The sequence below is a fragment of the Bosea sp. NBC_00550 genome (assembly GCF_026020075.1).
GTDB lineage: Bacteria > Pseudomonadota > Alphaproteobacteria > Rhizobiales > Beijerinckiaceae > Allobosea.
This window is the reverse complement of the sequence record NZ_CP102772.1, coordinates 2,896,680-2,921,287: the sequence shown is the minus strand read 5'-3', so window position 1 is coordinate 2,921,287 and position 24,608 is coordinate 2,896,680. Positions and strand designations below refer to the sequence as shown.

22 protein-coding genes are annotated in these 24,608 nt (G+C 66.2%); 17 read left to right on the top strand and 5 right to left on the bottom strand.

From position 1 onward, the window contains the following. The first annotated feature begins 77 nt into the window (after window positions 1-77). From sucC to NWE53_RS14010, 6 genes are all read left to right on the top strand, one after another. On the top strand, window positions 78-1,274 hold the full coding sequence (gene sucC / locus NWE53_RS14035) for an ADP-forming succinate--CoA ligase subunit beta (protein ID WP_265050003.1): 1,197 nt from the start codon (window positions 78-80) through the stop codon (window positions 1,272-1,274). 9 nt (window positions 1,275-1,283) lie between these two features. Next, a complete protein-coding gene (gene sucD / locus NWE53_RS14030; RefSeq protein ID WP_265050002.1) occupies window positions 1,284-2,168 on the top strand; it encodes a succinate--CoA ligase subunit alpha in 885 nt (294 codons plus the stop codon). Between the two features lie 156 nt (window positions 2,169-2,324). After that, window positions 2,325-5,282: a 2-oxoglutarate dehydrogenase E1 component gene (locus NWE53_RS14025; RefSeq protein ID WP_265050001.1), complete on the top strand. Its 2,958-nt coding sequence runs from the start codon at window positions 2,325-2,327 to the stop codon at window positions 5,280-5,282. Window positions 5,283-5,411: 129 nt separating this feature from the next. Next, the gene (gene odhB / locus NWE53_RS14020) at window positions 5,412-6,689 is read left to right on the top strand and encodes a 2-oxoglutarate dehydrogenase complex dihydrolipoyllysine-residue succinyltransferase (RefSeq protein ID WP_265050000.1); all 1,278 of its coding nucleotides are present in this window, start codon (window positions 5,412-5,414) and stop codon (window positions 6,687-6,689) included. Between the two features lie 42 nt (window positions 6,690-6,731). After that, window positions 6,732-7,148 (top strand): VOC family protein, encoded by a 417-nt coding sequence (locus NWE53_RS14015; protein WP_265049999.1) that lies wholly within the window; start codon window positions 6,732-6,734, stop codon window positions 7,146-7,148. A gap of 87 nt (window positions 7,149-7,235) precedes the next feature. Beyond that, window positions 7,236-7,640 (top strand): MAPEG family protein, encoded by a 405-nt coding sequence (locus tag NWE53_RS14010; protein WP_265049998.1) that lies wholly within the window; start codon window positions 7,236-7,238, stop codon window positions 7,638-7,640. Window positions 7,641-7,786: 146 nt separating this feature from the next. Here the strand turns inward: NWE53_RS14010 and NWE53_RS14005 are convergent, their stop codons facing one another. Then, window positions 7,787-9,454 (bottom strand): L-lactate permease, encoded by a 1,668-nt coding sequence (locus NWE53_RS14005; RefSeq protein ID WP_265049997.1) that lies wholly within the window; start codon window positions 9,452-9,454, stop codon window positions 7,787-7,789. A 222-nt stretch (window positions 9,455-9,676) separates the two neighbouring features. Between NWE53_RS14005 and lpdA the strand changes: the two genes are divergently transcribed. From lpdA to NWE53_RS13990, 3 genes are all read left to right on the top strand, one after another. Further along, window positions 9,677-11,077: a dihydrolipoyl dehydrogenase gene (lpdA, locus tag NWE53_RS14000; protein ID WP_265049996.1), complete on the top strand. Its 1,401-nt coding sequence runs from the start codon at window positions 9,677-9,679 to the stop codon at window positions 11,075-11,077. 164 nt (window positions 11,078-11,241) lie between these two features. Then, a complete protein-coding gene (locus NWE53_RS13995) occupies window positions 11,242-11,538 on the top strand; it encodes a nucleotidyltransferase family protein (RefSeq protein WP_265049995.1) in 297 nt (98 codons plus the stop codon). Further along, window positions 11,538-11,882, top strand: coding sequence for a HepT-like ribonuclease domain-containing protein (locus tag NWE53_RS13990; protein WP_265049994.1), 345 nt, complete (start codon window positions 11,538-11,540; stop codon window positions 11,880-11,882). The genes NWE53_RS13995 and NWE53_RS13990 overlap by 1 nt, the downstream gene beginning before the upstream one ends. A gap of 2 nt (window positions 11,883-11,884) precedes the next feature. On the opposite strand, the gene folD is transcribed toward NWE53_RS13990, so the two are convergent. Continuing rightward, a complete protein-coding gene (gene folD / locus NWE53_RS13985; protein ID WP_265049993.1) occupies window positions 11,885-12,745 on the bottom strand; it encodes a bifunctional methylenetetrahydrofolate dehydrogenase/methenyltetrahydrofolate cyclohydrolase FolD in 861 nt (286 codons plus the stop codon). Between the two features lie 191 nt (window positions 12,746-12,936). On the opposite strand from folD, the gene NWE53_RS13980 reads away from it, so the two are divergent. The 5 genes from NWE53_RS13980 to NWE53_RS13960 all read left to right on the top strand — a co-directional run bounded on the left by NWE53_RS13980 (window position 12,937) and on the right by NWE53_RS13960 (window position 18,032). Further along, a complete protein-coding gene (locus NWE53_RS13980; RefSeq protein ID WP_265049992.1) occupies window positions 12,937-14,265 on the top strand; it encodes a cytosine deaminase in 1,329 nt (442 codons plus the stop codon). Next, a complete protein-coding gene (locus NWE53_RS13975) occupies window positions 14,262-15,686 on the top strand; it encodes an FAD-binding oxidoreductase (protein ID WP_265049991.1) in 1,425 nt (474 codons plus the stop codon). Before NWE53_RS13980 ends, NWE53_RS13975 begins: the two co-directional genes overlap by 4 nt. A gap of 161 nt (window positions 15,687-15,847) precedes the next feature. Then, complete coding sequence (locus NWE53_RS13970; protein WP_265049990.1) at window positions 15,848-16,429, top strand: NAD(P)H-dependent oxidoreductase; 582 nt, start codon at window positions 15,848-15,850, stop codon at window positions 16,427-16,429. A gap of 102 nt (window positions 16,430-16,531) precedes the next feature. Beyond that, on the top strand, window positions 16,532-17,014 hold the full coding sequence (locus tag NWE53_RS13965; protein ID WP_265049989.1) for a MarR family winged helix-turn-helix transcriptional regulator: 483 nt from the start codon (window positions 16,532-16,534) through the stop codon (window positions 17,012-17,014). A 142-nt stretch (window positions 17,015-17,156) separates the two neighbouring features. After that, window positions 17,157-18,032, top strand: coding sequence for a DMT family transporter (locus tag NWE53_RS13960; protein ID WP_265049988.1), 876 nt, complete (start codon window positions 17,157-17,159; stop codon window positions 18,030-18,032). A 192-nt stretch (window positions 18,033-18,224) separates the two neighbouring features. Here NWE53_RS13960 and NWE53_RS13955 read toward each other — a convergent pair whose 3' ends face one another. From NWE53_RS13955 to NWE53_RS13945, 3 genes are all read right to left on the bottom strand, one after another. After that, the gene (locus tag NWE53_RS13955; protein WP_265049987.1) at window positions 18,225-20,189 is read right to left on the bottom strand and encodes a potassium transporter Kup; all 1,965 of its coding nucleotides are present in this window, start codon (window positions 20,187-20,189) and stop codon (window positions 18,225-18,227) included. 78 nt (window positions 20,190-20,267) lie between these two features. Next, window positions 20,268-21,542: a flavodoxin-dependent (E)-4-hydroxy-3-methylbut-2-enyl-diphosphate synthase gene (gene ispG, locus NWE53_RS13950; protein WP_265049986.1), complete on the bottom strand. Its 1,275-nt coding sequence runs from the start codon at window positions 21,540-21,542 to the stop codon at window positions 20,268-20,270. A 13-nt stretch (window positions 21,543-21,555) separates the two neighbouring features. After that, a complete protein-coding gene (locus NWE53_RS13945; protein WP_265049985.1) occupies window positions 21,556-22,095 on the bottom strand; it encodes a Fur family transcriptional regulator in 540 nt (179 codons plus the stop codon). Between the two features lie 113 nt (window positions 22,096-22,208). Here NWE53_RS13945 and NWE53_RS13940 point away from each other — a divergent pair, with 113 nt between their 5' ends. The 3 genes from NWE53_RS13940 (at window position 22,209) to NWE53_RS13930 (ending at window position 24,602) form a co-directional block, all read left to right on the top strand. Continuing rightward, on the top strand, window positions 22,209-22,994 hold the full coding sequence (locus NWE53_RS13940; protein WP_265049984.1) for a 3-hydroxybutyrate dehydrogenase: 786 nt from the start codon (window positions 22,209-22,211) through the stop codon (window positions 22,992-22,994). Beyond that, window positions 22,991-24,061, top strand: a complete 1,071-nt coding sequence (locus NWE53_RS13935) for a patatin-like phospholipase family protein (RefSeq protein ID WP_265049983.1) — start codon at window positions 22,991-22,993, stop codon at window positions 24,059-24,061. The genes NWE53_RS13940 and NWE53_RS13935 overlap by 4 nt, the downstream gene beginning before the upstream one ends. A 124-nt stretch (window positions 24,062-24,185) precedes the next feature. Continuing rightward, complete coding sequence (locus NWE53_RS13930; protein WP_047578809.1) at window positions 24,186-24,602, top strand: DUF3830 family protein; 417 nt, start codon at window positions 24,186-24,188, stop codon at window positions 24,600-24,602. Window positions 24,603-24,608 lie beyond the last annotated feature (6 nt).

The window sequence follows — 24,608 nt, the reverse complement described above, 5'->3', positions numbered from 1 at the left end:
TTAAGTGAGGGCGACGGCGCGGATTCGCGCCGTCGCCCTCTCGTCAATTTTCGGTCGCTGTCAGGGAAACCGAGCACATGAACATCCACGAATACCAGGGCAAAGCCATCCTCAAGGAATTCGGCGCGCCCGTTTCGGCCGGTTTCCCGGCACTGACGGTGGCGGAGGCGGTCGAGGCCGCCAGGAAGCTGCCGGGGCCGCTCTATGTCGTGAAGTCGCAGATCCATGCCGGTGGGCGCGGCAAGGGCAAGTTCAAGGAACTCGGCCCCGACGCGAAGGGCGGCGTGCGCCTGGCCAAATCGGTCGAGGAGGTCGAGGCCCACGCCAAGGAGATGCTCGGCAACACGCTGGTCACCGTGCAGACCGGCGAGACCGGCAAGCAGGTCAACCGCCTCTATATCGAGGACGGCTCGGACATCGAGAAGGAGTTCTACCTCTCGGCGCTGGTCGACCGCGAGACCTCGCGCATCGCCTTCGTCGTCTCGACGGAAGGCGGCATGGACATCGAGGCCGTCGCCCATGACACGCCCGAGAAGATCGAGACCTTCTCGGTCGACCCGGCCACCGGCATCATGCCGCATCACGGCCGCGCCATGGCGCGCATCCTCGGGCTCTCGGGCGACCTCGCCAAGCAGGCCGGCACCGTGCTCAGCCAGATCTACACCGCGTTCGTGGCCAAGGACATGGACATGCTGGAGATCAACCCGCTGATCGTGACGACCCAGGGCCAGATCAAGTGCCTGGACGCCAAGATCTCGTTCGACTCCAACGCGCTCTATCGTCACCCCGAGGTCGTTGCGCTCCGCGACACCACGGAAGAGGACGAGAAGGAGATCGAGGCGTCCAAGTACGACCTCGCCTATATCGCACTCGACGGCACGATCGGCTGCATGGTCAACGGCGCCGGCCTCGCCATGGCGACGCTCGACATCATCCAGCTCTACGGGGAATCGCCCGCGAACTTCCTCGACGTCGGCGGCGGCGCTTCCGAAGAGAAGGTGACGGCGGCGTTCAAGATCATCACCGCCGACCCGAAGGTGAAGGGCATCCTCGTCAACATCTTCGGCGGCATCATGAAGTGCGACGTCATCGCACGCGGCGTCATCGCCGCAGTGAAGGCCGTCGGCCTTCAGGTCCCGCTGGTGGTGCGCCTGGAAGGCACCAACGTCCAGGAAGGCAAGGACATCATCTCGTCCTCCGGCCTCAACGTCATCCCCGCCGACGACCTCGACGACGCGGCGCAGAAGATCGTCGCTGCGGTCAAGAAGGCCTGAGGAGCAGACATGTCCATCCTGATCGACAAGAACACCAAGGTCATCTGCCAGGGCTTCACCGGCAAGAACGGCACCTTCCACTCCGAGCAGGCGATCGCCTATGGCACGCAGATGGTCGGCGGCACCTCGCCGGGCAAGGGCGGCTCTCTGCATCTCGGCCTGCCGGTCTTCGACAGCGTCGTCGAGGCCAGGGACAAGACCGGCGCCACGGCGTCCGTCGTCTATGTGCCGCCTCCGGGCGCGGCCGATGCGATCTGCGAGGCGATCGACGCCGAGATCCCGCTGGTGATCTGCATCACCGAGGGCATCCCGGTGCTCGACATGGTCAAGGTCAAGCGCTCGCTGGTCGGCTCGAAGACCCGCCTGATCGGGCCGAACTGCCCCGGCGTCGTCACCGCCGGCGAGTCGAAGATCGGCATCATGCCGGCCAACATCTTCAAGCCCGGCTCGGTCGGCATCGTCTCGCGCTCGGGCACGCTCACCTATGAAGCGGTGTTCCAGACCACGCGCGAGGGCCTCGGCCAGACCACGGCCGTCGGCATCGGCGGCGACCCGGTCAAGGGCACCGAGTTCATCGACATGCTCGAGATGTTCCTGGCCGACGACAAGACCACCTCGATCGTCATGATCGGCGAGATCGGCGGCTCGGCCGAAGAGGACGCGGCGCAGTTCATCAAGGACGAGGCCAAGCGCGGCCGCAAGAAGCCGATGGTCGGCTTCATCGCCGGCCGCACGGCGCCTCCGGGCCGCCGCATGGGCCATGCGGGTGCGATCATCTCGGGCGGCAAGGGCGGCGCCGAGGACAAGATCGCGGCGATGGAAGCGGCCGGCATCAAGGTCTCGCCCTCGCCGGCGCGCCTTGGAAAGACCTTGGTCGAAGTGTTGAAGGGCTGAGGCGTTCTCGCGCGTCATGGTCAGCCTTGAGTCGACCATGACGCGCCGCCAATTCCCAAGAGATGCTCGGGTCAAGCCCGAGCATGACGGCAGATCGAAGGATGTCCGGGCAAGGGTTCGGACGTGACGCAAGCGGCGAAGGAAGGCAGGAGCATCATGGCTCGCCAGGACATCAACGAGGCTCTCGCGCAGACCGGTTTCCTCTATGGCGGCAACGCGGCCTATATCGAGGATCTCTATGCCCGCTACGAGGCCGACCCGAAGTCGGTCGACGAGCAGTGGCAGAGCTTCTTCGGCGCGCTGCAGGACGACAAGCAGGTCGTGCTGGAGAATGCCAAGGGCGCGTCCTGGAAGAAGCCGAACTGGCCGGTCACCGCCAATAGCGAACTGATCTCGGCGCTCGACGGCAATTGGGCCGTGGTCGAGAAGGTGATTTCCGACAAGCTGGGCGCCAAGGCTAAGGCCGCGGGCACCACGATCTCGGCCGCCGACGTGCAGCAGGCGACGCGCGACTCGGTGCGCGCGATCATGCTGATCCGCGCCTTCCGCATGCGCGGCCACCTGCATGCCAAGCTCGACCCGCTGGGCATCGAGAGCCGCGACGATACGGAAGAGCTGTCGCCGGCCGCCTTCGGCTTCGGCGAGGCCGATCTCGACCGCAAGATCTTCATCGACAACGTGCTCGGCATGGAGTTCGCGACCGTCCGCGAGATGGTCGCGATCCTGCAGCGGACTTATTGCGGCACGGTCGGCATCGAGTTCATGCACATCTCCGACCCCGAGCAGAAGGCCTGGCTGCAGGAGCGCATCGAGGGGCCGGACAAGGAGATCGCCTTCACCCGCGAGGGCAAGCGCGCGATCGTCAACAAGCTGGTCGAAACCGAAGGCTTCGAGAAGTTCCTCGACCTGAAGTTCACCGGCACCAAGCGCTTCGGCCTCGATGGCGGCGAGTCGCTGGTTCCGGCGCTGGAGCAGATCATCAAGCGCGGCGGCGCGCTCGGCGTGCGCGACATCGTCTTCGGCATGGCCCATCGCGGCCGCCTCAACGTGCTGACGCAGGTGCTCGGCAAGCCGCACCGCGCGCTGTTCCACGAGTTCAAGGGCGGCTCCTTCGCGCCGGATGACGTCGAGGGCTCGGGCGACGTGAAGTACCATCTCGGTGCCTCCAGCGACCGCGAGTTCGACGGCAACAACGTGCACGTCTCGCTGACCGCCAACCCGTCGCATCTCGAGATCGTCGACCCCGTCGTGCTCGGCAAGGTCCGCGCCAAGCAGGACCAGTTCGGCGACATCGTCGAGCGTTCCAAAGTGCTGCCGCTGCTGATCCATGGCGACGCGGCTTTCGCCGGCCAGGGCGTCGTGGCGGAGTGCCTGGGCCTGTCGGGCCTCAAGGGCCACCGCACCGGCGGCTCGCTGCACTTCATCATCAACAACCAGATCGGCTTCACCACCTATCCGCGCTATTCGCGCTCCTCGCCCTATCCGTCCGACGTGGCGAAGATGGTCGAGGCTCCCGTCTTCCACGTGAACGGCGACGATCCGGAAGCGGTCGTCTTCGCTGCCAAGGTCGCGATCGAGTTCCGGCAGAAGTTCCACAAGCCGGTCGTGATCGACATGTTCTGCTATCGCCGCTTCGGCCATAACGAGGGCGACGAGCCGGGCTTCACCCAGCCGCTGATGTACCGCAAGATCCGCGGCCACAAGACGACGCTGGAGCTCTACGCCGCCAAGCTCGAGGCCGAGGGCGTGCTCAACGCCGGCGAGATCGACGAGATCCGCGCCGGCTGGAAGAGCAAGCTCGAGGTCGAGTTCGACGCCGGCCAGTCCTTCAAGCCGAACAAGGCCGACTGGCTCGACGGCCGCTGGGCCGGCATGAAGGCGATCCGCGCGGACGAGGACGATCCGCGCCGCGGCGCCACCGGCGTCGAGGCAGCCGTGCTCAAGGAGATCACCGAGAAGATCACTGCGGTGCCTGCCGGCTTCAACGCGCACCGCACGATCCAGCGCTTCCTCGACAACCGCAAGAAGGCGGTGGAGGCGGGCGAGGGCATCGACTGGGCGACCGCCGAGGCGCTGGCCTTCGGCTCGCTGCTGCTCGACGGCAACCCGGTCCGCCTCTCCGGCCAGGATTGCGAGCGCGGCACCTTCTCGCAGCGCCATTCGGTGCTGATCGACCAGGAGACCGAGGCGCGCCACACCTCGCTGAACCATATCCGCGAGGACCAGGCCCGCTACGAGGTCATCAACTCGATGCTCTCGGAAGAGGCGGTGCTCGGCTTCGAGTACGGCTATACGCTGTCGGAGCCGAACGCGCTGACGATGTGGGAGGCGCAGTTCGGCGACTTCGCCAATGGCGCGCAGGTCGTGTTCGACCAGTTCATCTCCTCGGGCGAGCGCAAGTGGCTGCGCATGTCCGGCCTCGTCTGCCTGCTGCCGCATGGCTATGAGGGTCAGGGTCCCGAGCACTCCTCCGCGCGCCTCGAGCGCTTCCTGCAGATGTGCGCCGAGGACAACATGCAGGTCGCGAACTGCTCGACTCCGGCGAGCTACTTCCACATCCTGCGCCGGCAGCTGAAGCGCGACTTCCGCAAGCCGCTCATCCTGATGACGCCGAAGTCGCTGCTGCGCCACAAGCGCTGCGTCTCCGAGCTCAGCGAGCTGGCCGAGGGATCGACCTTCCACCGCGTGCTGGCTGATGATGCCGAGCGCGGCCGGTCGTCGACCAAGCTGGTCAAGGACTCGAAGATCCGCCGGGTCGTGCTCTGCTCGGGCAAGGTCTATTTCGACCTGCTTGAGGAGCGCGAGAAGCGCGGCCTCGACGACGTCTACCTGATGCGCGTGGAACAGCTCTATCCGTTCCCGCTGAAGACGCTGGCGCAGGAGCTGGCGCGCTTCAAGGGTGCCGACGTGGTCTGGTGCCAGGAGGAACCCAAGAACATGGGCTCCTGGACCTTCGTCGAGCCCTATCTCGAATGGGTGCTGGGCCATGCCGGCTCGAAGTCGAAGCGGCCGCGCTATGTCGGCCGTCCGGCTTCGGCCGCGACCGCGACCGGCCTGATGTCGAAGCACGTCGCGCAGCTCAACGCCTTCCTCGACGAGGCCTTCGCGGGCTGATTATTCTCCCGGCAGCGCCCTTCGGGCGCCGCCGGGCTTTCATGCCGCACCGGTGTTTCCGGGGACCGATCCGCGTTCCCGAGCCGATGCCGAACCGACCGCCAGAGAACGAGACAACAGAGGCCTGACATGGCGACCGAAATCCGCGTACCTACCCTCGGCGAATCCGTTTCCGAGGCCACGATCGGCAAGTGGTTCAAGAAGCCGGGCGAGGCGGTGAAGGCCGACGAGCCTCTCGTCGAGCTGGAAACCGACAAGGTGACGCTGGAGGTCAACGCCCCGGCCGCCGGCGTGCTCGGCGAGATCGTCGCCAAGGAAGGCGAGACGGTCGGCGTCAGCGCCCTGCTCGGCACGATCGCCGAAGGCGGTGCCGCTGCTGCCGCCGCGCCGAAGAAGGACGACGCCGCCGTCGCCCAGGCGGCCGGCAAGGCCGGTTCCAACACGGTCGCCGATGCCGAGAAGAAGACCGCCGCCATCGCCGGCGAGCCGCAGGTGAAGCCGGCGACCAAGGCTGCCGATTCCGGCCCGGCCGTGTCGCGTCTCGCCGCCGAGAGCGGCGTCAACCCGGCCTCCGTCCCGGCCTCGGGCAAGGACGGCCGCGTCACCAAGGGCGACATGCTGGCCGCGATCGCGACCGGCGGCGCTGCCGCTCCGGCCGCCGCGCCCGCGCCCGTGCAGGTCCGCGCTCCCTCGGCGCCGGACGACGCCTCGCGCGAAGAGCGCGTCAAGATGACGAAGCTGCGCCAGACCATCGCGCGCCGCCTGAAGGAGGCGCAGTCCAACGCTGCCATGCTGACGACCTTCAACGAGGTCGACATGACCAACGTCATGGCGCTGCGCAACCAGTACAAGGACGTTTTCGAGAAGAAGCACGGCGTGAAGCTCGGCTTCATGGGTTTCTTCGTGAAGGCCTGCGTCCAGGCGCTGAAGGAGATCCCGGCGGTCAATGCCGAGATCGACGGCACCGACATCATCTACAAGAACTACTACCATATCGGCGTCGCCGTCGGCACCGAGAAGGGCCTCGTCGTGCCGGTGGTTCGCGATGCCGACGATCTCTCCATCGCCGGTGTCGAGAAGAAGATCGGCGAGTTCGGGAAGAAGGCCCGCGACGGCAAGCTCTCGATCGAGGAGATGCAGGGCGGCACCTTCACGATCTCGAATGGCGGCGTCTACGGCTCGCTGATGTCGACCCCGATCCTGAACGCGCCGCAATCGGCGATCCTGGGGATGCACAAGATCCAGGAGCGCCCGGTCGTGGTCGGCGGCAAGATCGAGATCCGGCCGATGATGTATCTCGCGGTCAGCTACGACCACCGCATCATCGACGGCAAGGAGGCCGTGACCTTCCTCGTCCGCGTCAAGGAAGGCCTGGAGGACCCGGCGCGCCTCGTCCTCGATCTCTGAGGACAGCCAGACCCGCGACGGCGGGGCAGGAGGAGATGAGCCATGGCTTTTCCACCGAATGTTCCGCCGCTGCAGCCGCATCTCTGCGTCAGGGGCGGCAAGGCGGCGATCGCCTTCTATGAGAAGGCCTTCGGCGCGCAGTGCACCTTGATGCAGCCAGCCGAGGATGGCGAGCGCGTGATGCACGCCAACCTCGCCTTGTTCGGCAGCGAGATCATGCTGCATGACGAATTCCCGGAGTTCGGCGGCCATGTCATGGCGCCGACGAGCCTCAAGGGCACTGGCGTCGCGATCAGCATCAACCTGCCGGCGCCGGCCGATGTCGATGCCGCGCTGGCCAGGGCCGAGGCTGCCGGCGCCGAAATCTTCATGCCGGCGAGCGACGTGTTCTGGGGCGCCCGCTATGGCAGGCTGCGCGACCCCTTCGGCCATGTCTGGGCGTTCAACGCGCCGCTGTGATCGCGCCTTCGCCGCCGCGCCCGTGATCGGATTGGCCTGAACTCGACAAGCTGTCATGCTCCCCGCCTATCCGGGCTGGAGGGGACCATGACCGCACTTCCCATGACGACCGAAATCACCGTTCTCGGCTGGAGCGTCCTGCTCCTGCTCGTGCAGGTCGTCCTGCAGGCGGGAACGTCCGCCGATCTCGGGCCGACCTATCTGTTCAGCCCGCGCGACGAGCGGCGCGAACCGCAGAGCATCGTCGCGCAGCGGCTGAAGCGCGCGCTCGACAACCTGCTCGAAACCTATCCGGCCTTTGTGGCACTCGCGCTTGCGCTGACCGTCACGGGCAAGGCCGGCGGCATCGCGGCGACCGGGGCGTGGCTCTATCTCGCCGCGCGGTTCGTCTATGTCATCCTCTATGCCACCGGCATCCCGGTGGTCCGCACCGTCGTCTGGCTGGCCTCGGTCGCCGGCCTCGCGATGATGCTCTGGCGACTGCTGATGTGACGCATCGGCGCGCCGGTCCGATCCGCCCCGGCGGACTCATCCTGGAGCATGTTCGCGTTCTCTGCATCGCGGACATGCTCCGGCCTCTTGTTTTATCGATTGCCTTCACGCGAAACGGTATCCACTTCGCTCGAAGATGCTCCAGATCAGGGCTGCACCACCACCATCGCCGAGAAGGGATGGACATAGGCCTGCAGCATCACGAAGCCGCCGACCAGGCTCGCCAGCACGATCGAGTGCCAGAACACGAAGCGCAGGATCGTGCCTTCATGGCCGAACCAGCCCGTCGCGGTGGAGGCGACGACGATCGACTGGGCATCGATCATCTTGCCCATGACGCCACCCGAGGAGTTCGCCGCGCCCATCAGGATCGGCGAGAGGCCGAGCTGTTCGGAGGTGACCTTCTGCAGATTGCCGAAGAGCACGTTCGACGCCGTGTCCGAGCCCGTGAGTGCGACGCCCAGCCAGCCGAGCAGCGTGCCGAAGAAGGGATACAGCACGCCGGTGCCGGCGAAGGCGAGGCCGAGCGTGGCATCGATGCCCGAAAGCCGCGTCAGCGTGCCGATCGCCAGCATCGCGGCGATGGTGACCAGCGAATAGGCGCAGAGCCTGATCGTCTTGCCGTAGATCGAGAGCATCTTGCCTGGGCCGAAACCCAGCGCAAAACCGGAGATGACCGCCGCGATCAGCATGCCGCTGCCGGTATAGGACAGCCATGTGAAGGAGAAGATGGCGCCTTCCGGGGTCGGCCTGGCGGCGACGGGCGCGACCTTCTTGATCTGGTTGTGGAGGTCGGGAATCGCATAGTTCCAGGTCGCCCAGGGATTGACCGCGCTCTTGAACCAGCCCGTGCCCCATACCAGCAGGATGATGCAGACGATGATCCAGGGCGTCAGCGCCACCCAGACCTGCGATGAGCTCGGCTTGGCCCTGGCGGTGGGCTGGACGAGGCTGCCGTCGTCGGAGATGTCGTGGCCGCGCAGCGTCGGCGAGGTCCAGATCTCCTTCGGCTTCCAGACCTGCAGGAAGCCGATCAGGCAAGCCATCGAGATCAGCGAGGCGCCGATATCGACGATCCAGGGATTGATGAAGTTCGAGATCAGGAATTGCGGCACGGCGAAGGACACGCCGGTGACGAGGATCGCCGGCCAGATCTGCAGCATCCCGCGCCAGCCGGCGAAGACGCAGATCAGCCAGAAGGGAACCAGCACCGAGAAGAAGGGCAGCTGACGCCCGACCATGGCGCCGAGCAGGAAGGGGTCGATGCCGGTGACCTGGCTGAGGCCCTGGATCGGCGTGCCGAGTGCGCCATAGGCCACGGGGGCGGTGTTCGCGATGAGCGAGAGGCCCGATGCCGCCAGCGGCGAGAAGCCGAGGCCGATCAGGATGGCGCCGGTGACGGCGACCGGCGTGCCGAAGCCGGAAGCGCCCTCGAAGAAGGCCCCGAAGGCGAAGGCGATCAGCAGGAGCTGGATGCGGCGGTCGTCGGTGACGCCGCCGATCGTGGTCTGCAAGGTCTTGAAGGCACCTTTCTCGACCGTCAGCCGGTAGAGGAAGATGACGTTGAGGACGATCCAGCCGATCGGGAAGAAACCAGTGACGGCGCCTAGCAGCGTCGCGCGCAGCGACATCCCGGCCGGCATGGTGAAGATGAAGATCGCGACCAGATTGGCGACGATGAGCGCGATGACGGCGGCTATGTGCGCCTTGACGGCGTTGGATGCGATGAGACCGAGCAGAACGACGACGGGTAGCGCGGCTGCGAGCGTCGACAGGACGCTGTTGCCGAATGGATCATAGACCTGATTCCACATGACGGCGTGCCCCTCCAGCGGGCTGATCTGCAATGTTCAGCGAATGGCGTTTCATCCTTTTCTTGTGATCCGGCAGTAAGCGCCGCTGTCTGAGTCGCGGCAAGCGCCGCGGCATGCCGTCAACGCATGAATGACGTAGCGCTTGCCGCAGAACCGATGTATGCCGACCGCCATCCGCCGCGGCGTCGTCCGCGGCCTCGAAACCATCAACGGAAGGGCGTCATGGCCTACGATCTCGTCGTTATCGGAACCGGCCCCGGGGGCTATGTCTGCGCCATCCGGGCCGCCCAGCTCGGGCTGAAGGTCGCCGTCGTCGAGAAGCGCAAGACGCATGGCGGCACCTGCCTGAACGTCGGCTGCATTCCCTCCAAGGCGCTGCTGCATGCCTCCGAGATGTTCGAGGAAGCCGGCCACACCTTCGAGAAGCTCGGCATCGTCGTCGGCAAGCCGAAGCTCGATCTCAAGGCCATGATGGCGCACAAGCAGGAGACGATCGACGCCAACGTCAACGGCGTCGGATTCCTGCTCAAGAAGAACAAGATCGACGCCTTCCACGGCACGGCCGCGATCCCGGCCGCCGGCAAGGTGATCGTCACCGCCGAGGACGGCAAGACGCAGGAGATCGAGACCAAGAACATCGTCATCGCGACGGGCTCCGAATCCGCGCCGCTGCCGGGCGTCGAGATCGACGAGAAGACCGTGGTGACCTCGACCGGCGCTCTCGAGATCGGCACTGTCCCGAAGGAGCTCGTCGTGGTCGGCGCCGGCGTGATCGGCCTCGAGATCGGCTCGGTCTGGGCCCGTCTCGGCGCCAAGGTCACCGTCGTCGAATATCTCGATCGCATCCTGCCCGGCATGGATGGCGAGATCGCCAAGCAGTTCCAGCGCATCCTGGAGAAGCAGGGCTTCACCTTCCAGCTGGGGTCCAAGGTCACCAAGGTCGAGACGGCCAAGAAGGGCGGCGCGACCGTTACCGTCGAGCCCGCCGCCGGGGGCGAGGCCAAGACGCTCAATGCCGATATCGTGCTGGTCGCGATCGGCCGCCGCCCGAATACGGACGGCCTCGGCCTCGACAAGGCCGGCGTCGCCACCGAGAAGGGCCGCGTCGTCATCGACGACCATTTCAAGACCAATGTCGCCGGCATCTATGCCATCGGCGATGTGGTGCGCGGGCCGATGCTGGCGCACAAGGCCGAGGACGAGGGCGTCGCGGTGGCCGAGATCATCGCCGGCAAGGCGGGCCATGTGAACTACGACGCCATTCCGGGCATCGTCTACACCGCGCCGGAAGTCGCCGCGATCGGCAAGACCGAGGAAGAGCTCAAGACGGCCGGCGTCGAATACAAGATCGGCAAGTTCCCCTTCACGGCCAATGGCCGCGCCCGCGCCATCCGCCATACCGACGGTTTCGTGAAGGTGCTGGCCGATGCCAAGACCGACCGCGTGCTCGGCTGCCACATCATCGGCCCGCATGCCGGGGACCTGATCGCCGAGGTGACCGTGCTGATGGAGTTCGGCGGCTCGGCCGAAGACCTCGCCCGCACCTGCCACGCACATCCGACGCTCGCCGAGGCGGTGAAGGAAGCGGCGATGGCGGTGGAGAAGCGCCAGATCCACATGTGATCCACCGTCTGCGTCATTCTCGGGCGAAGCTTGGCTTCGACCCGAGAATCTCGTGACGAGAGAATTCTGGTTTCCGAGATGGTCGGCTCAGGGCTGATCATCTCGGCTGGGGGAGTAGCCTCCGGTCCTTTGGTTCATTGCCGATCTGATATAGGATCGGCGTCATGACCCGTGACGAAGCTACCGCCGAGTTGATCTGCCGTGCCAAGGTCTTGCGCGATCGTGGCGCACAGGCGGCCTTTGTCTATGGATCGACCGCTCGCGACGAGGCGAGAGAGAACAGCGACATCGATATTTTCATCGATGTCGAGCCCGGCCGGAAGTTCTCGCTGCTCGATCTCGCGGGGATGCAGCGCTACCTGACGGAAGAGCTCGGCGTCGCGATCGACCTGACGACACGATCGAGCCTGCATCCGAAGCTGCGGGACCAGATCGAGAGCGAGGCCGTCCGGGTCTTCTGATGGCAAGACGCGTCGATGTCGTCCTGGAAGACATTCTCGATGCTATCGGGATGATCGAGGACGCCGCTTCAAGCCATGATCGCGCGAGCTTTGCCAAGGCTGGATTTGCGCAGCGCGGCATCGAACGGTTGCTGGAGATCATCTCGGAAGCGGTTCGCCATCTCCCCGATGATCTGCTCGCCTCAAGGCCCGAGATCGCTTGGGCTGACGTTCGGGCCATCGGCAACCTGATCCGACACGAATATTGGCGCGTCGACCCCGATATCGTCTGGGCCGTGGTGGCGGAGGATCTGCCGCCCCTGCGCGCTGCGATCGAAGACCTTCTCGTCCGATCGCGCGGTTGATTTCACCCCCGCCGCGCCTTGAACGCCGTCAGCGTATTGCGGAGCAGGCAGGCGATGGTCATCGGGCCGACGCCGCCCGGCACGGGCGTGATCGCGCCGGCCACTTTCACGGCCTCGGCAAAATCCACATCGCCGATGAGCTTGCCGTCGGGCAGGCGGTTGATGCCGACATCGATGACGGTGGCGCCGGGCTTGATCCAGTCTCCCTTGACCATGCGCGGGCGGCCGACCGCCGCGATGACGACATCGGCGCGCCGGACCACGGCGGCTAAGTCGCGCGTGCGCGAATGGGCGATGGTGACGGTACAGTCGGCCTGAAGCAGCAATTGCGCAACCGGCCGGCCGACCAGTTCCGAGCGCCCGATGACGACCGCATCCAGCCCGGACAGCGAAGGCAGCGCCTGCTTCAGCAGCAGCATGCTGCCGAGCGGCGTGCAGGGCACGAGCCCGTTCTTGCCGCCGGCAAGCAGACCGGCATTGATCGGGTGCAGCCCGTCGACATCCTTGGCCGGATCGATCGCGTCGATGATGCGGCCGGTGTCGATATGCCTCGGCAGGGGGAGCTGGACCAGGATGCCGTCGACATTGTCGTCGGCATTCAGTTCGGCGAGCTTGGCGAGAAGCTCGGCTTCGGTCGTCTCGGCCGGCAGCCGATGGGCGACCGAGTTCATGCCGATCTCGACCGCCAGCTTCTCCTTGGAGGCGACATAGACCTTGCTCGCAGGGTCCTCGCCGACGAGCACGACATGCAGCCCCGGCACGAGCCCACGCGCAGCCTTGATCACGGCGACCTCGCGGGCGATCTCGGCCCTGAGCGCGGCGGCGGCGGCCTTGCCGTCGATGATGCGGGCTTCACCGGTCATGGTCCGACCTCGTCCTTATGGGTGACGCCGCCCTCATGCGCGATCCGGCCGGCCCGGACAAGCCCGAATGCGATGGCGACATGGCCACGGGTGCCATGTGGCAGGGGAGGGGCGTCCGTCGCGGCTTGCGGGGCTACGGGCCGCCCGGTATCGACGAACCAAGACGCGAGGCTGGAAGGGGCAGGGACAACGTGACGACCGGTTTCGCCCGCATGCCCGATGCCCCGGCCTTCCGCCTTGCCGAGCTCCGCGCTCCTGCCTGCCTGATCGAGGGCGGCGAGGTTGCGGCTGACCGCAACGGGCTGGCGCGCATCGATCTCGTCATTGCCGAGGGCCGGACCGAAAGGATCGAGCCGGCCGGCATGGTGGCTGCGGGGGCGATGCCGGCCGTCGATCTCGACGGCGGGATCGTTCTGCCGCGGCTGGTCGATTGTCACGTTCATCTCGACAAGGGCCATATCTGGCCGCGCAGCCCCAATCGGGATGGCACCTTTCCGGGTGCGCTGACGACGGTCGCAGCCGACCGCGAGGCGAACTGGTCCGCCGAGGATGTGCGGGCGCGGATGGATTTCTCGCTACGCACCGCCTTCGCGCATGGCACGGCGGCGATGCGGACCCATATCGATTCCGTCGGCAAGCAGATCGGCATCTCCTGGCCTGCCTATGCCGAGATCAGGGCGGAATGGGCCGGGCGTATCGCGCTGCAGGCCTCGCCGCTGTTCGGGGCCGATGCGGCGCTCGATCCGGCGCATATGGCGGCGGTGATCGCGGCGGTGAAGGCGCATGGCGACGGCATCCTCGGCTGCGTCACCTACATGATCCCGGAGCTCGACCGGGCGCTCGACATCCTCTTTCAGGCGGCGATCGAGAACGGCTTCGATCTCGACTTTCATGTCGACGAGACCAACGATCCCGCGGCCCGCTCGCTGGAGCACATCGCGGATGCGGCGCTGCGCCATCGCTTTTCAGGCAAGATCCTGTGCGGGCATTGCTGCTCGCTCGCTTTGCAGGCGCCGGAGGACGAGGCGCGGATCATCGCCAAGGTTCGCGAGGCCGGCATCGCCGTGGTCTCGCTGCCGCTCTGCAACATGTATCTGCAGGACAGGGGGGTGGGCCGCACACCGCGCTGGCGTGGCGTCACCGCCCTACATGAGCTGAAGGCGGCCGGTGTGCCGGTGATGATCGCATCCGACAACACGCGCGACCCGTTCTATGCCTATGGCGATCTCGACCTCGTCGAGGTGCTGCGCGAGGGCACGCGCATCCTCCAGCTCGATCATTCTGGCCCGGACTGGGCTGCGGCCGTGGCGCGCACACCGGCGGAAGCGATGGGCCTGCGTGGCGCCGGCGTCATCGCGGTGGGAGCGCCGGCCGATCTCATCCTGACGCGGGCGCGCGACTGGACGGAACTCTTCTCCCGGCCGCAGGCCGATCGCACGGTGCTGGTCGCCGGACGACCGATCGACCGGACCTTGCCGGATTACCGCGAACTCGACCATCTGATGGGCAGAGCATCATGACCGGACGTTACGACATCGCCACGCTGAAGACCCGCCTCGGTGGCATCCGCACCGAGGAGAACCCGGCGCTGGTGAAGCAGAAGAGCCGCGACTTCTTCTGGTACTCGCCGGTGCTGAAGCGCCAGCTCGACCATATCGTCGCCGATATCGTGGTCTCGCCGGTGAGCGAGGCAGAGGTCGTGCAAGTGCTCGCCGCCTGCCACGAGCTCGGTATCCCCCTCACGCCGCGTGGTACGGGCACCGGCAATTACGGGCAGGCGATGCCGCTGTCGGGCGGCGTGCTGCTCGACCTCTCCGGCTTCAACAAGGTCAGGGAAATCGGTGCCGGCCGCTATGTCGCCGAGCCCGGCGCGATCATGGCGCGGATCGATGACGAGACGCGTGCCCACTCGCGCCAGGAACTGCGCCTGCATCCCTCGACCTACCAGACCGCCTCGATCGGCGGCTTCATCGCCGGCGGCTCGGGCGGCGTCGGTTCGATCAAATGGGGTGGCCTGCGCGACTGGGGCAACATCATCCGGCTCAAGGTCGCGACGATGGAGGCAAGCCCTCGCATCCTCGAATTCTCCGGCGAGGATCTGCACAAGGTCGCCCATGCCTATGGCACCAACGGCATCATCACCGAGGTCGAGATGCCGCTCGGCCCGGCCTATGACTGGGTCGACGTCATCGTCGGTTTCGACAGCCTGCGCGCCGCCACCGAATTCGCCAATGCGGTGGGCGAGCAGGACGGGCTCGCGCTCAAGAACCTCTGCGTCGTCGCCGCGCCCGCGCCGCACGACTATTTCCTGCGGCATCGCAAGTTCCTGCCGCGCGACAGCCATCTCGTCATCGTCATGGCCGCCGATTTCGCGGTGGATGCGCTCTGCGCCTATGCTCGGCGCTTTAAGGGCGCGGAGCTGCTGTTGCGCACCGACAAGCTGTCGCCCGAAGATGCCAAGGGCCTGCCGCCGGCTTACGAGCTCGGCTGGAACCACACGACGCTGCGGGCGCTGCGTGTCGACCCCGCGATCACCTATCTGCAGGTGCTCTATCCCTTCCCGAACCAGATCGACCTCGTCGACAAGATCCATGCCCGCTTCGGCGACGAGGTGGTCGCCCATCTCGAATTCGTGCGCTTCGACGGCAAGATCACCTGCTTCGGCCTGCCGCTGGTGCGCTTCACCACGGAAGAGCGGCTGGAGGAGATCATCGCCGTTCATGAGGAGATGGGCGCGCCGATCTTCAACCCGCATCGGTACACGCTGGAGGAAGGCGGCATGAAGCAGACCGACGAGACGCAGCTCGCCTTCAAGCGCGAGGCCGATCCGCAGGGCCTGCTCAACCCCGGCAAGATGATCGCCTGGGAGGACCCGAGCTACGATTATCGCTCGGGCAAGACCTTCCTGTTCCGCAGTCTCACTGAGGCCGGAGTCGGCTAGAACGCTTGCGAACGGGCCGCTCGGTCATCCCGGGCTTGACCCGGGACTCATCGAAGGACACCGGAACTCTATGATGGATCCCGGATCGGCGCCGCAGACGCGGCTTGTCCGGGATGACGTTGTGGTTCCGTCAAAAACAGCCCGCACTCGGAGCCTCAGCAATGCGCGTGCTCGTCCTCTATGCCCATCCCGTTCCCGAGAGCTTCGGTGCCGCGGCCCACGAGACGGTGGTCGCAACACTGAGGCAGGCCGGGCACGAGGTCGATGATTGCGATCTCTATGCCGAGAGCTTCGACCCGGTGCTGAGCCGGGAGGAGCGGCGCGGCTATCACGACATCGCCAGCAACACATTGCCGGTTGCCGGCTATGTTGAACGCGTGCGGGCCGCCGAAGCGCTGGTGCTGTGCTTCCCCGTCTGGAACTTCGGCTATCCGGCGATCCTGAAGGGTTTCCTCGACAGGGTCTTCCTGCCGGGAGTCTCGTTCAGGATGGCCGATGGGAAAGCGCAGCCGGCGCTACACAATATCCGCCGGCTTGCGGCCGTCACGAGCTATGGCGGCTCACGCTGGCGCGCCTTGCTGATGGGCGATCCGCCGCGCAAGGCGGTCTGCCGCGCGCTGCGTGCGGTCTGTCACCCGCTGGCCCGCACGACCTATCTGGCGCATTATGACATGAATCTCTCGACGCCCGAGAGCCGGGACGCTTTCCTGCAAAAAGTCGCCGCGAAACTCACAGTCTTTTAGCTCTGACATTGCATTGTCATCCGTCTGTCATGTTCGCGCGCGAATACGCAGCCGGCGAAGCGTCTCCTTATCCGTCCAAGGATCGGCCCGAAGGATCGACCCATGACCAAGGCACTCGAGAAAAGCGTTGGCCGTGCCCTGCTCGTCACCGCGCGTCTGCATCGATCGCGGATGGGCGAGCGGCTGAACGGGCTCGGACTGTTCCCCGGGCAGGAGCAGGCGCTGAAAGCCCTGCAGCCGGCGCCGATGACGATGGGCGAGCTTGCCTCGCTGCTGCGCGTGAAGCCGCCGACGGTGTCGAAGACGATCGGGCGCCTCTCGCTCCAGGGCCTCGTGACGCGCGAGGGCGGCAATCGCGACGGCCGGCTGGTCCAGGTCGCCTTGACGGAAACCGGGCAGAAGACCGCCGCGGAACTCGACGCGGTCTGGAACGACGTCGAGGAAGAGCTTCTCGACAAGCTCGACGGCAAGGAACGCAAGCAGTTGCGCAAGCTGCTGCGCAAGGCCGCCAAGGGCCTTTCCCGGGCCGGCGCCGATCATGACGATCCCGACACCGATCTCGACGAGGCCGATAGCGACGCCTGATCTGCGCATGGAGCGCATGCGCTCCTGAGCTGGCGGAGGCCTCTAAATCGGTTCAATCTGGCTTCGTCATTCCTCCAGAGCATGGCGAAACCACGTGCCCCTGCCATCCCAGGCTCCGTCCGACGCGGGGCGAGCGCGCCTCATGGCCATCGGCCTGATGGGCGTCGCCGTCCTGCTGTTCTCGATGCTCGATGCGAGCGCGAAATGGCTGGGGCAGTCGATGAACCCGCTGCAGGTGGTGTTCGCGCGCTATGCCGGCAGCATGATCCTGGTGCTCGCGCTCATCAATCCGTGGTCGCATCCGGGCGTGCTGCGGACGAAGCGTCCCTGGCTGCAATGGGGGCGCTCGCTGCTGCTGCTCGGCTCGACGGCGCTCAATTTCGTGGCGCTGCGCTATCTCCAGCTCGCCGAGACGATCTCGATCATGTTCGCGGCGCCGCTGCTGGTGGCGCTGGTCTCCGGGCCGCTGCTCGGGGAATGGCCGGGACCGCGCCGGCTGGCGGCGATCGCCGTCGGCTTCATCGGCGTGCTGGTGGTGACGCGGCCGGGCATCGGCGGCATGCATCCGGCGGCGCTGCTCAGCGTGCTCGGCTGCTTCTGCTTCGCCTTCTACGCGCTGTCGACGCGCATGCTCTCGGGCCATGATTCATCGGAAACGACGATGATCTATTCCGGCGCCGCCGGAACGCTCGCCACCATCCCGCTGCTGCCCTGGATCTGGGAGACGCCGCAGGGCCTGCTGCCCTGGCTTCTGATGATCCTTGTCGGCGTGCTCGGCGGCTTCGGCCACTGGCTCCTGATCCTCGCGCACAGGCTGGCGCCGGCGACCGTGCTCGCGCCTTTCATCTACTCGCAGATCGTCTGGATGGTGCTGCTCGGCTGGTTCGTCTTCGGCCAGCTGCCGGACGGCTGGACCTTCGCCGGCGCCGGCATCGTCATCGCCTCCGGGCTCTACCTGCTCTATCGCGAGCGGGTGCGGCATGTGCCGGAAGAGGCGGCCTCGGCGCGGCTGGACTAGAGACTGTAGGGCTCGACAGGAATCGCGCTGTCTTTCCGGGGCGGCCTGCAAGGGCCGAGCCCGGGACCCAGAACCGACGTCTGATATCGCATGAGCTTACGGGCTCGGGGAGCTCTTCCGAACAAGCTCCGCCGGTTCTGGGTTCCGGGCTCAAGCGCTGCGCGCTTGCTCCGGAATGACAGCCGCGTTTGCTCAGACCGTGACCTGCGTGCCGACCTCGACGACGCGGCCGGTCGGGATCTGGAAAAAGTTCGTCGCGTCGGTCGCGCTCTTGGTCAGGCCGATGAAGAGATTGTCCTGCCAGATCGGCATTCCCGACTGGGGAGAGGGCTTGATCGAGCGGCGCGACAGGAAGAACGAGGTCGACATGATGTCGAACTTGAAGCCCTGCTTGCGCAGCATCGCCAGCCCCTTGGGCACGTTCGGGCTCTCCATGTAGCCGTAGACCATGTCGACCCGCCAGAAGTCGTCGGTGATGCGGGCGAGGCGCACGCGCTCCTCCTCGAGGACGCGCGGCGTGTCGGCCGAGCGCACGGTCAGCACGACGTTGCGCTCGTGCAGCACCTTGTTGTGCTTGAGGTTGTGCAGCAGCGAGGCCGGGGCGGTCTCCGGGTCGCTGGTCAGGAAGACGGCCATGCCCTTCACCCGGGCGGGCGGGCTCTTCGACAGCATGGTGACGAGCTCGAGCAGCGGCACGTCGGTCTTGCGGGTCTTGTCGAAGAGGATCTTGGTGCCGCGCATCCAGGTCCACATCACCAGCGTCAGCCCCATGGCGAGCAGCACCGGCACGTAGCCGCCGTGGAAGAGCTTCAGCATGTTGGCCGAGAAGAAAGATACGTCGACCAGCAGGAAGGGCAGGATGAGCGCGGCGGTGGCCGGCAGGCTCCAGCCCCAGTGGCGGCGGATGACGATGGCGGCGAGCAGGGAAGAGACCACCATCGTGCCGAAGACCGAGATGCCATAGGCGTGCGACAGGCTCGACGATGTCCGGAACGACCAGACCAGGATCAGAACGACGACGAGCAGCAGCAGGTTGACGCGGGGCACATAGATCTGGCCCGAGGTTTGCTCAGAGGTGTGGCGGATCTCCATGCGCGGCAGCAGGCCGAGCTGGATCGCCTGTCGCGTCAGCGAGAAGGCGCCGGTGATGACGGACTGGCTGGCGATGATGGTCGCCACCGTCGCCATCACGACGAAGGGCAGCAGCAGGCCCTCCGGAGCGAGCCGGTAGAACGGATTGTCGATGGCGCTGGGGTCGGAGAGGATGAGCGCGCCCTGGCCGAGATAGTTCAGCCACAATGCCGGGAAGACGATATAGAGCCAGGCGCCGCGGATCGGGCCGCGCCCGAAATGGCCCATATCGGCGTAAAGCGCCTCGGCGCCCGTCACCGCCAGACAGACCGAGCCGAGGACGGCCAGCGCCACGCCGGCGTGGTCGCGGAAGAACAGCAGCGCGTAATAGGGGTTGATCGAGCGGAACACGCTGAGGTCGTCGGCGATGTGATAGATGCCGAGCCCGGCCAGCGTCAGGAACCAGACCAGCATGATCGGGCCGAAGAAGGTCGCGACGCGCTGGGTGCCGTGGCTCTGGACCACGAAGAGGCCGATCAGGATCACCGAGGCGATCCAAAGGATGTAGTCGTTGAGCGCCGGCGTGATCAGCTTGACGCCCTCGATCGCCGAAAGCACCGAGATCGCCGGGGTAATGACGGTGTCGCCGTAGAACAGGCCCGCGCCGATCATGCCGAGCAGCAGGGCCATGTGGCTGCGCGCCCGGCCGAGGCTGCGCTGGGCGAGCGCGACGAGGGTCAGGATGCCGCCCTCGCCGTTATTGTCGGCCCGCATCAGCAGCACGACGTATTTCAGCGTCACCACAATGACGAGCGACCACAGGATCAGCGAGAGGACGCCGATGACGACCGTGGGCGGAATGACGACGTTCTCCGCGCCGCCGGTCGCCGCGAGCAGTGTTTCGCGCAGGGCGTAGAGCGGGCTCGTGCCGATGTCGCCATAGACGACGCCGAGCGCACCGAGCGCAAGCGCGGTATAGCCCGATTTGCCGTGACCGTGCCCGCCGGCATGGCCGTGGCCATCGTCGAGCCCGAAACGGGAATCCTCCGGCCGGACGGTCGCAGGATTCGGCTTCTCATGCCCCATAAGGGATCTCCGCGCGTGCTGCGGTGCAGCGAAAGGCCGGGGCCTCTAGCATAATGCGAGGGGCACGCAAAGGCAGGGTCAGCCAGCCGCGCCGAGACCAGCGCCGAAGCGCCGCTCGACATAGCTCGCAACCATCGTCTTGAACTCGTCCGCGATTCCAGTGCCGCGCAGGGTCGTGACCTTCTTGCCGTCGACGAAGACAGGGGCGGTCGGCGCCTCGCCTGTGCCCGGCAGCGAGATGCCGATATCGGCATGCTTGGACTCGCCGGGTCCGTTGACGATGCAGCCCATCACCGCGACGTTGAGGTTCTCGACGCCGGGATAGCGCGTCTTCCATTCGGGCATCGAGGTGGAGATCCAGTCCTGGATGTCGCGCGCCAGCTCCTGGAACACGGTCGAGGTCGTGCGGCCGCAGCCGGGGCAGGCGGCGACGAGCGGCACGAAGGCGCGGAAGCCCATGGTCTGGAGCAGTTCCTGCGCCGTCCTGACCTCAAGCGTGCGGTCTCCGCCCGGTTCCGGCGTCAGCGAATAGCGGATCGTGTCGCCGATGCCTTCCTGCAGGAGGATGCCGAGCGCGGCGGAGGAGGCGACGATGCCCTTCGAGCCCATGCCGGCCTCGGTGAGCCCGAGATGGATGGCGTAGTTCGCCCGGCTCGCGAGCATGCGGTAGACCGTGATCAGGTCCTGCACGCCCGAGACCTTGGCCGAAAGGATGATGTATTCGCGGGCGAGGCCGAGTTCCTCGGCGCGCTCGGCCGAGAGCAGGGCCGATTGCACCATGGCCTCGCGCATGATGGCGCGGGCGTCGAGCGGGCGCGCGCTCACCGCATTCTCGTCCATCAGCGCGGTCAGCAGTTCCTGGTCGAGCGAGCCCCAGTTGGCGCCGATGCGGACAGGCTTGCGGTGCCTGATTGCCATCTCGATGATCTGCGAGAACTGCTTGTCCTTCTTGTCCTTGAAGCCGACATTGCCGGGGTTGATCCGGTACTTCGCCAGCGCCTCGGCGCAGGCCGGATGATCGGCCAGCAGCTTGTGGCCGATATAGTGGAAGTCCCCGACCAGCGGCACGTCGATGCCGACGCGGTCCAGCCGCTCGCGGATCTTCGGCACGGCGGCTGCGGCCTCGTCGCGGTCGACCGTGATGCGCACCAGCTCCGAGCCCTGCCGGGCGAGCGCCGCGACCTGCGCCACCGTGGCGCTGATGTCGGCGGTGTCCGTATTCGTCATCGACTGCACGACGATCGGCGCGCCGCCGCCGACGGTGACGTTGCCGACCTTGACCGGTACGGTCAGCTGACGGGCGAGCGGCCCGGCGCGTTCCGGCGTCAGATAGGAAAAGGCGCGCTCATTCATGAGGGCTGCTCTATCACGAACCGGCGTTGCGGCAATGTTCGCAGCGGCCGACGATCTCGACCATCTGGTGCGACGGGGAGAATTGCCGGGTTTCGGCGATGGCCGCCACCGCTTTCTTCATCGCGGGCGAAGAATCCTCGTCGACACCGCCGCAGACCTCGCAGATCAGGAAGGCGACGACCTCATGCGCGCCATGGCCGTGCAGGCAGGCGACATAGGCATTCTTCGAAGAGAGCCGGTGGACGAAGCCCTGCTCGACCAGGAAATCGAGCGCGCGATAGATCGAGATCGGCGCAAGCCGCCGCCCGCCCGCCGGCGAAATCCGGTCGGCGAGATCATAGGCTCCGACCGGGCGATGGTCGGCGTGGAGAGCTTCCAGCGCCTGCCGCCGGATGGGAGTCAGGCGCAGGCCGCGCTCGCGGCAGATGCGCTCCGCCCGCGCCAGGGCCTCGGCCGCATGGCGGCGATGGTCCTCGGCGTGGCGGCATGGTCCGTCATGCGTGTGGTGCACATGATCGTGGTGGTCATGGGCTTCTGGCTGCATTTTCGTCATGTTGCGCTGCGAAGAGTCCTCGGGCAACGTGCGATGATATCCAATCGTTGCATTGCCTTGTTCGAACACGAACCTAAGCATTTTCTCCCCGATTGTCAGGAGCCTTGACGCTCATGTTCCTTAAAGATCGCACTGCCGCCATCACCGGCTCGACTTCCGGCATCGGGCTCGCCTATGCCCGCGCACTCGCCAAGGAGGGCGCCAACCTCGTCATTAACGGAATTATGCCAGCCGCAGATGCCGAGAAGCTGCGCACCGATCTGGAGCAGGAATTCGGAGTCAAGGTGGTGTTTTCGCCAGCCGATATGACGAAGCCCACCGAGATCGCCGGTTTCATCGCCGAGGGCGAGAAGGCCTTCGGCGGCATGGACATCCTGATCAACAATGCCGGCATCCAGTACGTCTCGCCGATCGACGAGTTCCCGATCGAGAAATGGGACCAGATCATCGCGATCAACCTGTCCTCGGCGTTTCACACGATCCGCGCCGCCCTGCCGAAGATGAAGGAAAAGGGCTGGGGCCGGATTATCAACACCGCTTCGGCGCATGCCTTCGTCGCCTCGCCGTTCAAATCGGCCTATGTCGCCGCCAAGCACGGCATTGCCGGGCTGACCAAGACCGTGGCGCTCGAGGTCGCGACCAAGGGCATCACCGTCAATGCCATCGCGCCGGGCTATGTCTGGACGCCGCTGGTCGAGAAGCAGATCCCGGACACGATGAAGGCGCGCGGCCTGACCAAGGAACAGGTCATCAACGACGTGCTGCTCGACGCCCAGCCGACCAAGGAGTTCGTCACGGTCGAGCAGGTCGCGGCGCTCGCCGTCTTCCTCTGCACCGACTCTGCCAAGTCGATCACCGGGGCGACGCTGCCGATGGATGGCGGCTGGACCGCCGCATGAGCGGGCGCCCGTCCCGCAAGCCCGAGCTGGTCAAGGGGCTGGCCGGGCCGAAGGCGGAGAAGACGATCTCGCTGGCGCTGCAGGGCGGGGGCGCGCATGGCGCCTTCACCTGGGGCGTGCTCGACGTCATCCTGGAGGATGGGCGGCTCGGCATCGAGGCGCTCACCGGCACGAGCGCCGGCGCGATGAATGCCGTCGTGCTGGCCGAGGGCTGGGTCGACGGCGGCGCCGATGGCGCGCGGGCCAAGCTGGAGGCGTTCTGGCGGGCGATCAGCGTCGACGGCAAGTATGGCGGCTCCGAGCGCTCGCTGCTCGACACCATGCTGGGCGCCTGGGGCAGCAACGGCACGCCGCCCGGCCTGCTCTTCCTGGAGATGTTCTCGAAGGTCGCCAGCCCCTATGACGTCAACCCGCTGAACATCAACCCGCTGCGCGGCGTCATCTCCGACCTGATCGATTTCGAGAAGGTGCGGTCCCACGATGCGGTGAAGCTCTTCATCGCCGCCACCAATGTCCGGACCGGCAAGATCGCCGTGTTCGAAGGCGGGGACCTGACCGCGGACCATGTGATGGCCTCGGCCTGCCTGCCGATGGTGTTCCAGGCGGTGGAAATCCATGGCGAGGCCTATTGGGACGGCGGCTATATGGGCAATCCCGCCCTGTTCCCGCTGTTCTACAAGGCGCATTGCGACGACATCCTGCTGGTGCAGATCAACCCGGTCCAGCGCAAGGAACTGCCGACCAAGGCCCGCGAGATCCAGGATCGCCTGAACGAGATCACCTTCAACGCCTCGACACTGCGCGAGCTGCGCGCGATCGATTTCGTCAACCGGCTGGTCGATGCCGGCAAGCTGCCACGCGACGAATACAAGCGCGTGCTGATGCACCGGATCGACGGCGGCCCGCCGCTGGCGGAGCTGAGCTCCTCGTCGCGGATGAACGCCGAATGGTCCTTCCTGCTCAGGCTGCGCGACTTGGGGCGCGCGGCGGCGAAGCGCTGGCTCAAACGCAATTACGAGGCGATCGGCAAGGCGGGGACGCTCGATCTCAAGGACGCGATCACCTGAGGCAGTGGCGACGCGATCCTTCGCTTTCCGGCGCCTCTCTTGTTCCCGAGCCACTCTTGCGCGAGGGCGCAGCGGAATGGCATTCACCGAGTCCGGGACCCCATTGCAGAAAGACAGGGATTTCATGAGCAAGCTGATCGTCACTGCCGGGCCGTTCAAGTTCGATGCCAAGTTCGAGCTGGAGGCCGCCCCGAAGACCTGCGCCGCTTTCAAAAAGCAGATGCCGTTCATCAGCAAGATGGTGCATGTGCGCTGGAGTGGCGAAGGCGTCTGGATGCCGCTCGGCGATCTCGATTTCGGCGTCGGCTACGAGAACAACACGGCCTATCCGGCGCCCGGACACATCATCCTGTATCCGGGCGGCGTCAGCGAGACCGAAATCTTGTTGGCCTATGGCGGCGTGCAGTTCGCCAGCAAGGCTGGCGTGCTCTCCGGCAACCACTTCATCACCCTGACTTCGGGGCTGGAGAACCTCTACACGCTCGGCCGCAAGACGCTCTACGAAGGCGTGCAGGACGTCCGCTTCGACCTCGTCGACTGAGCCGGG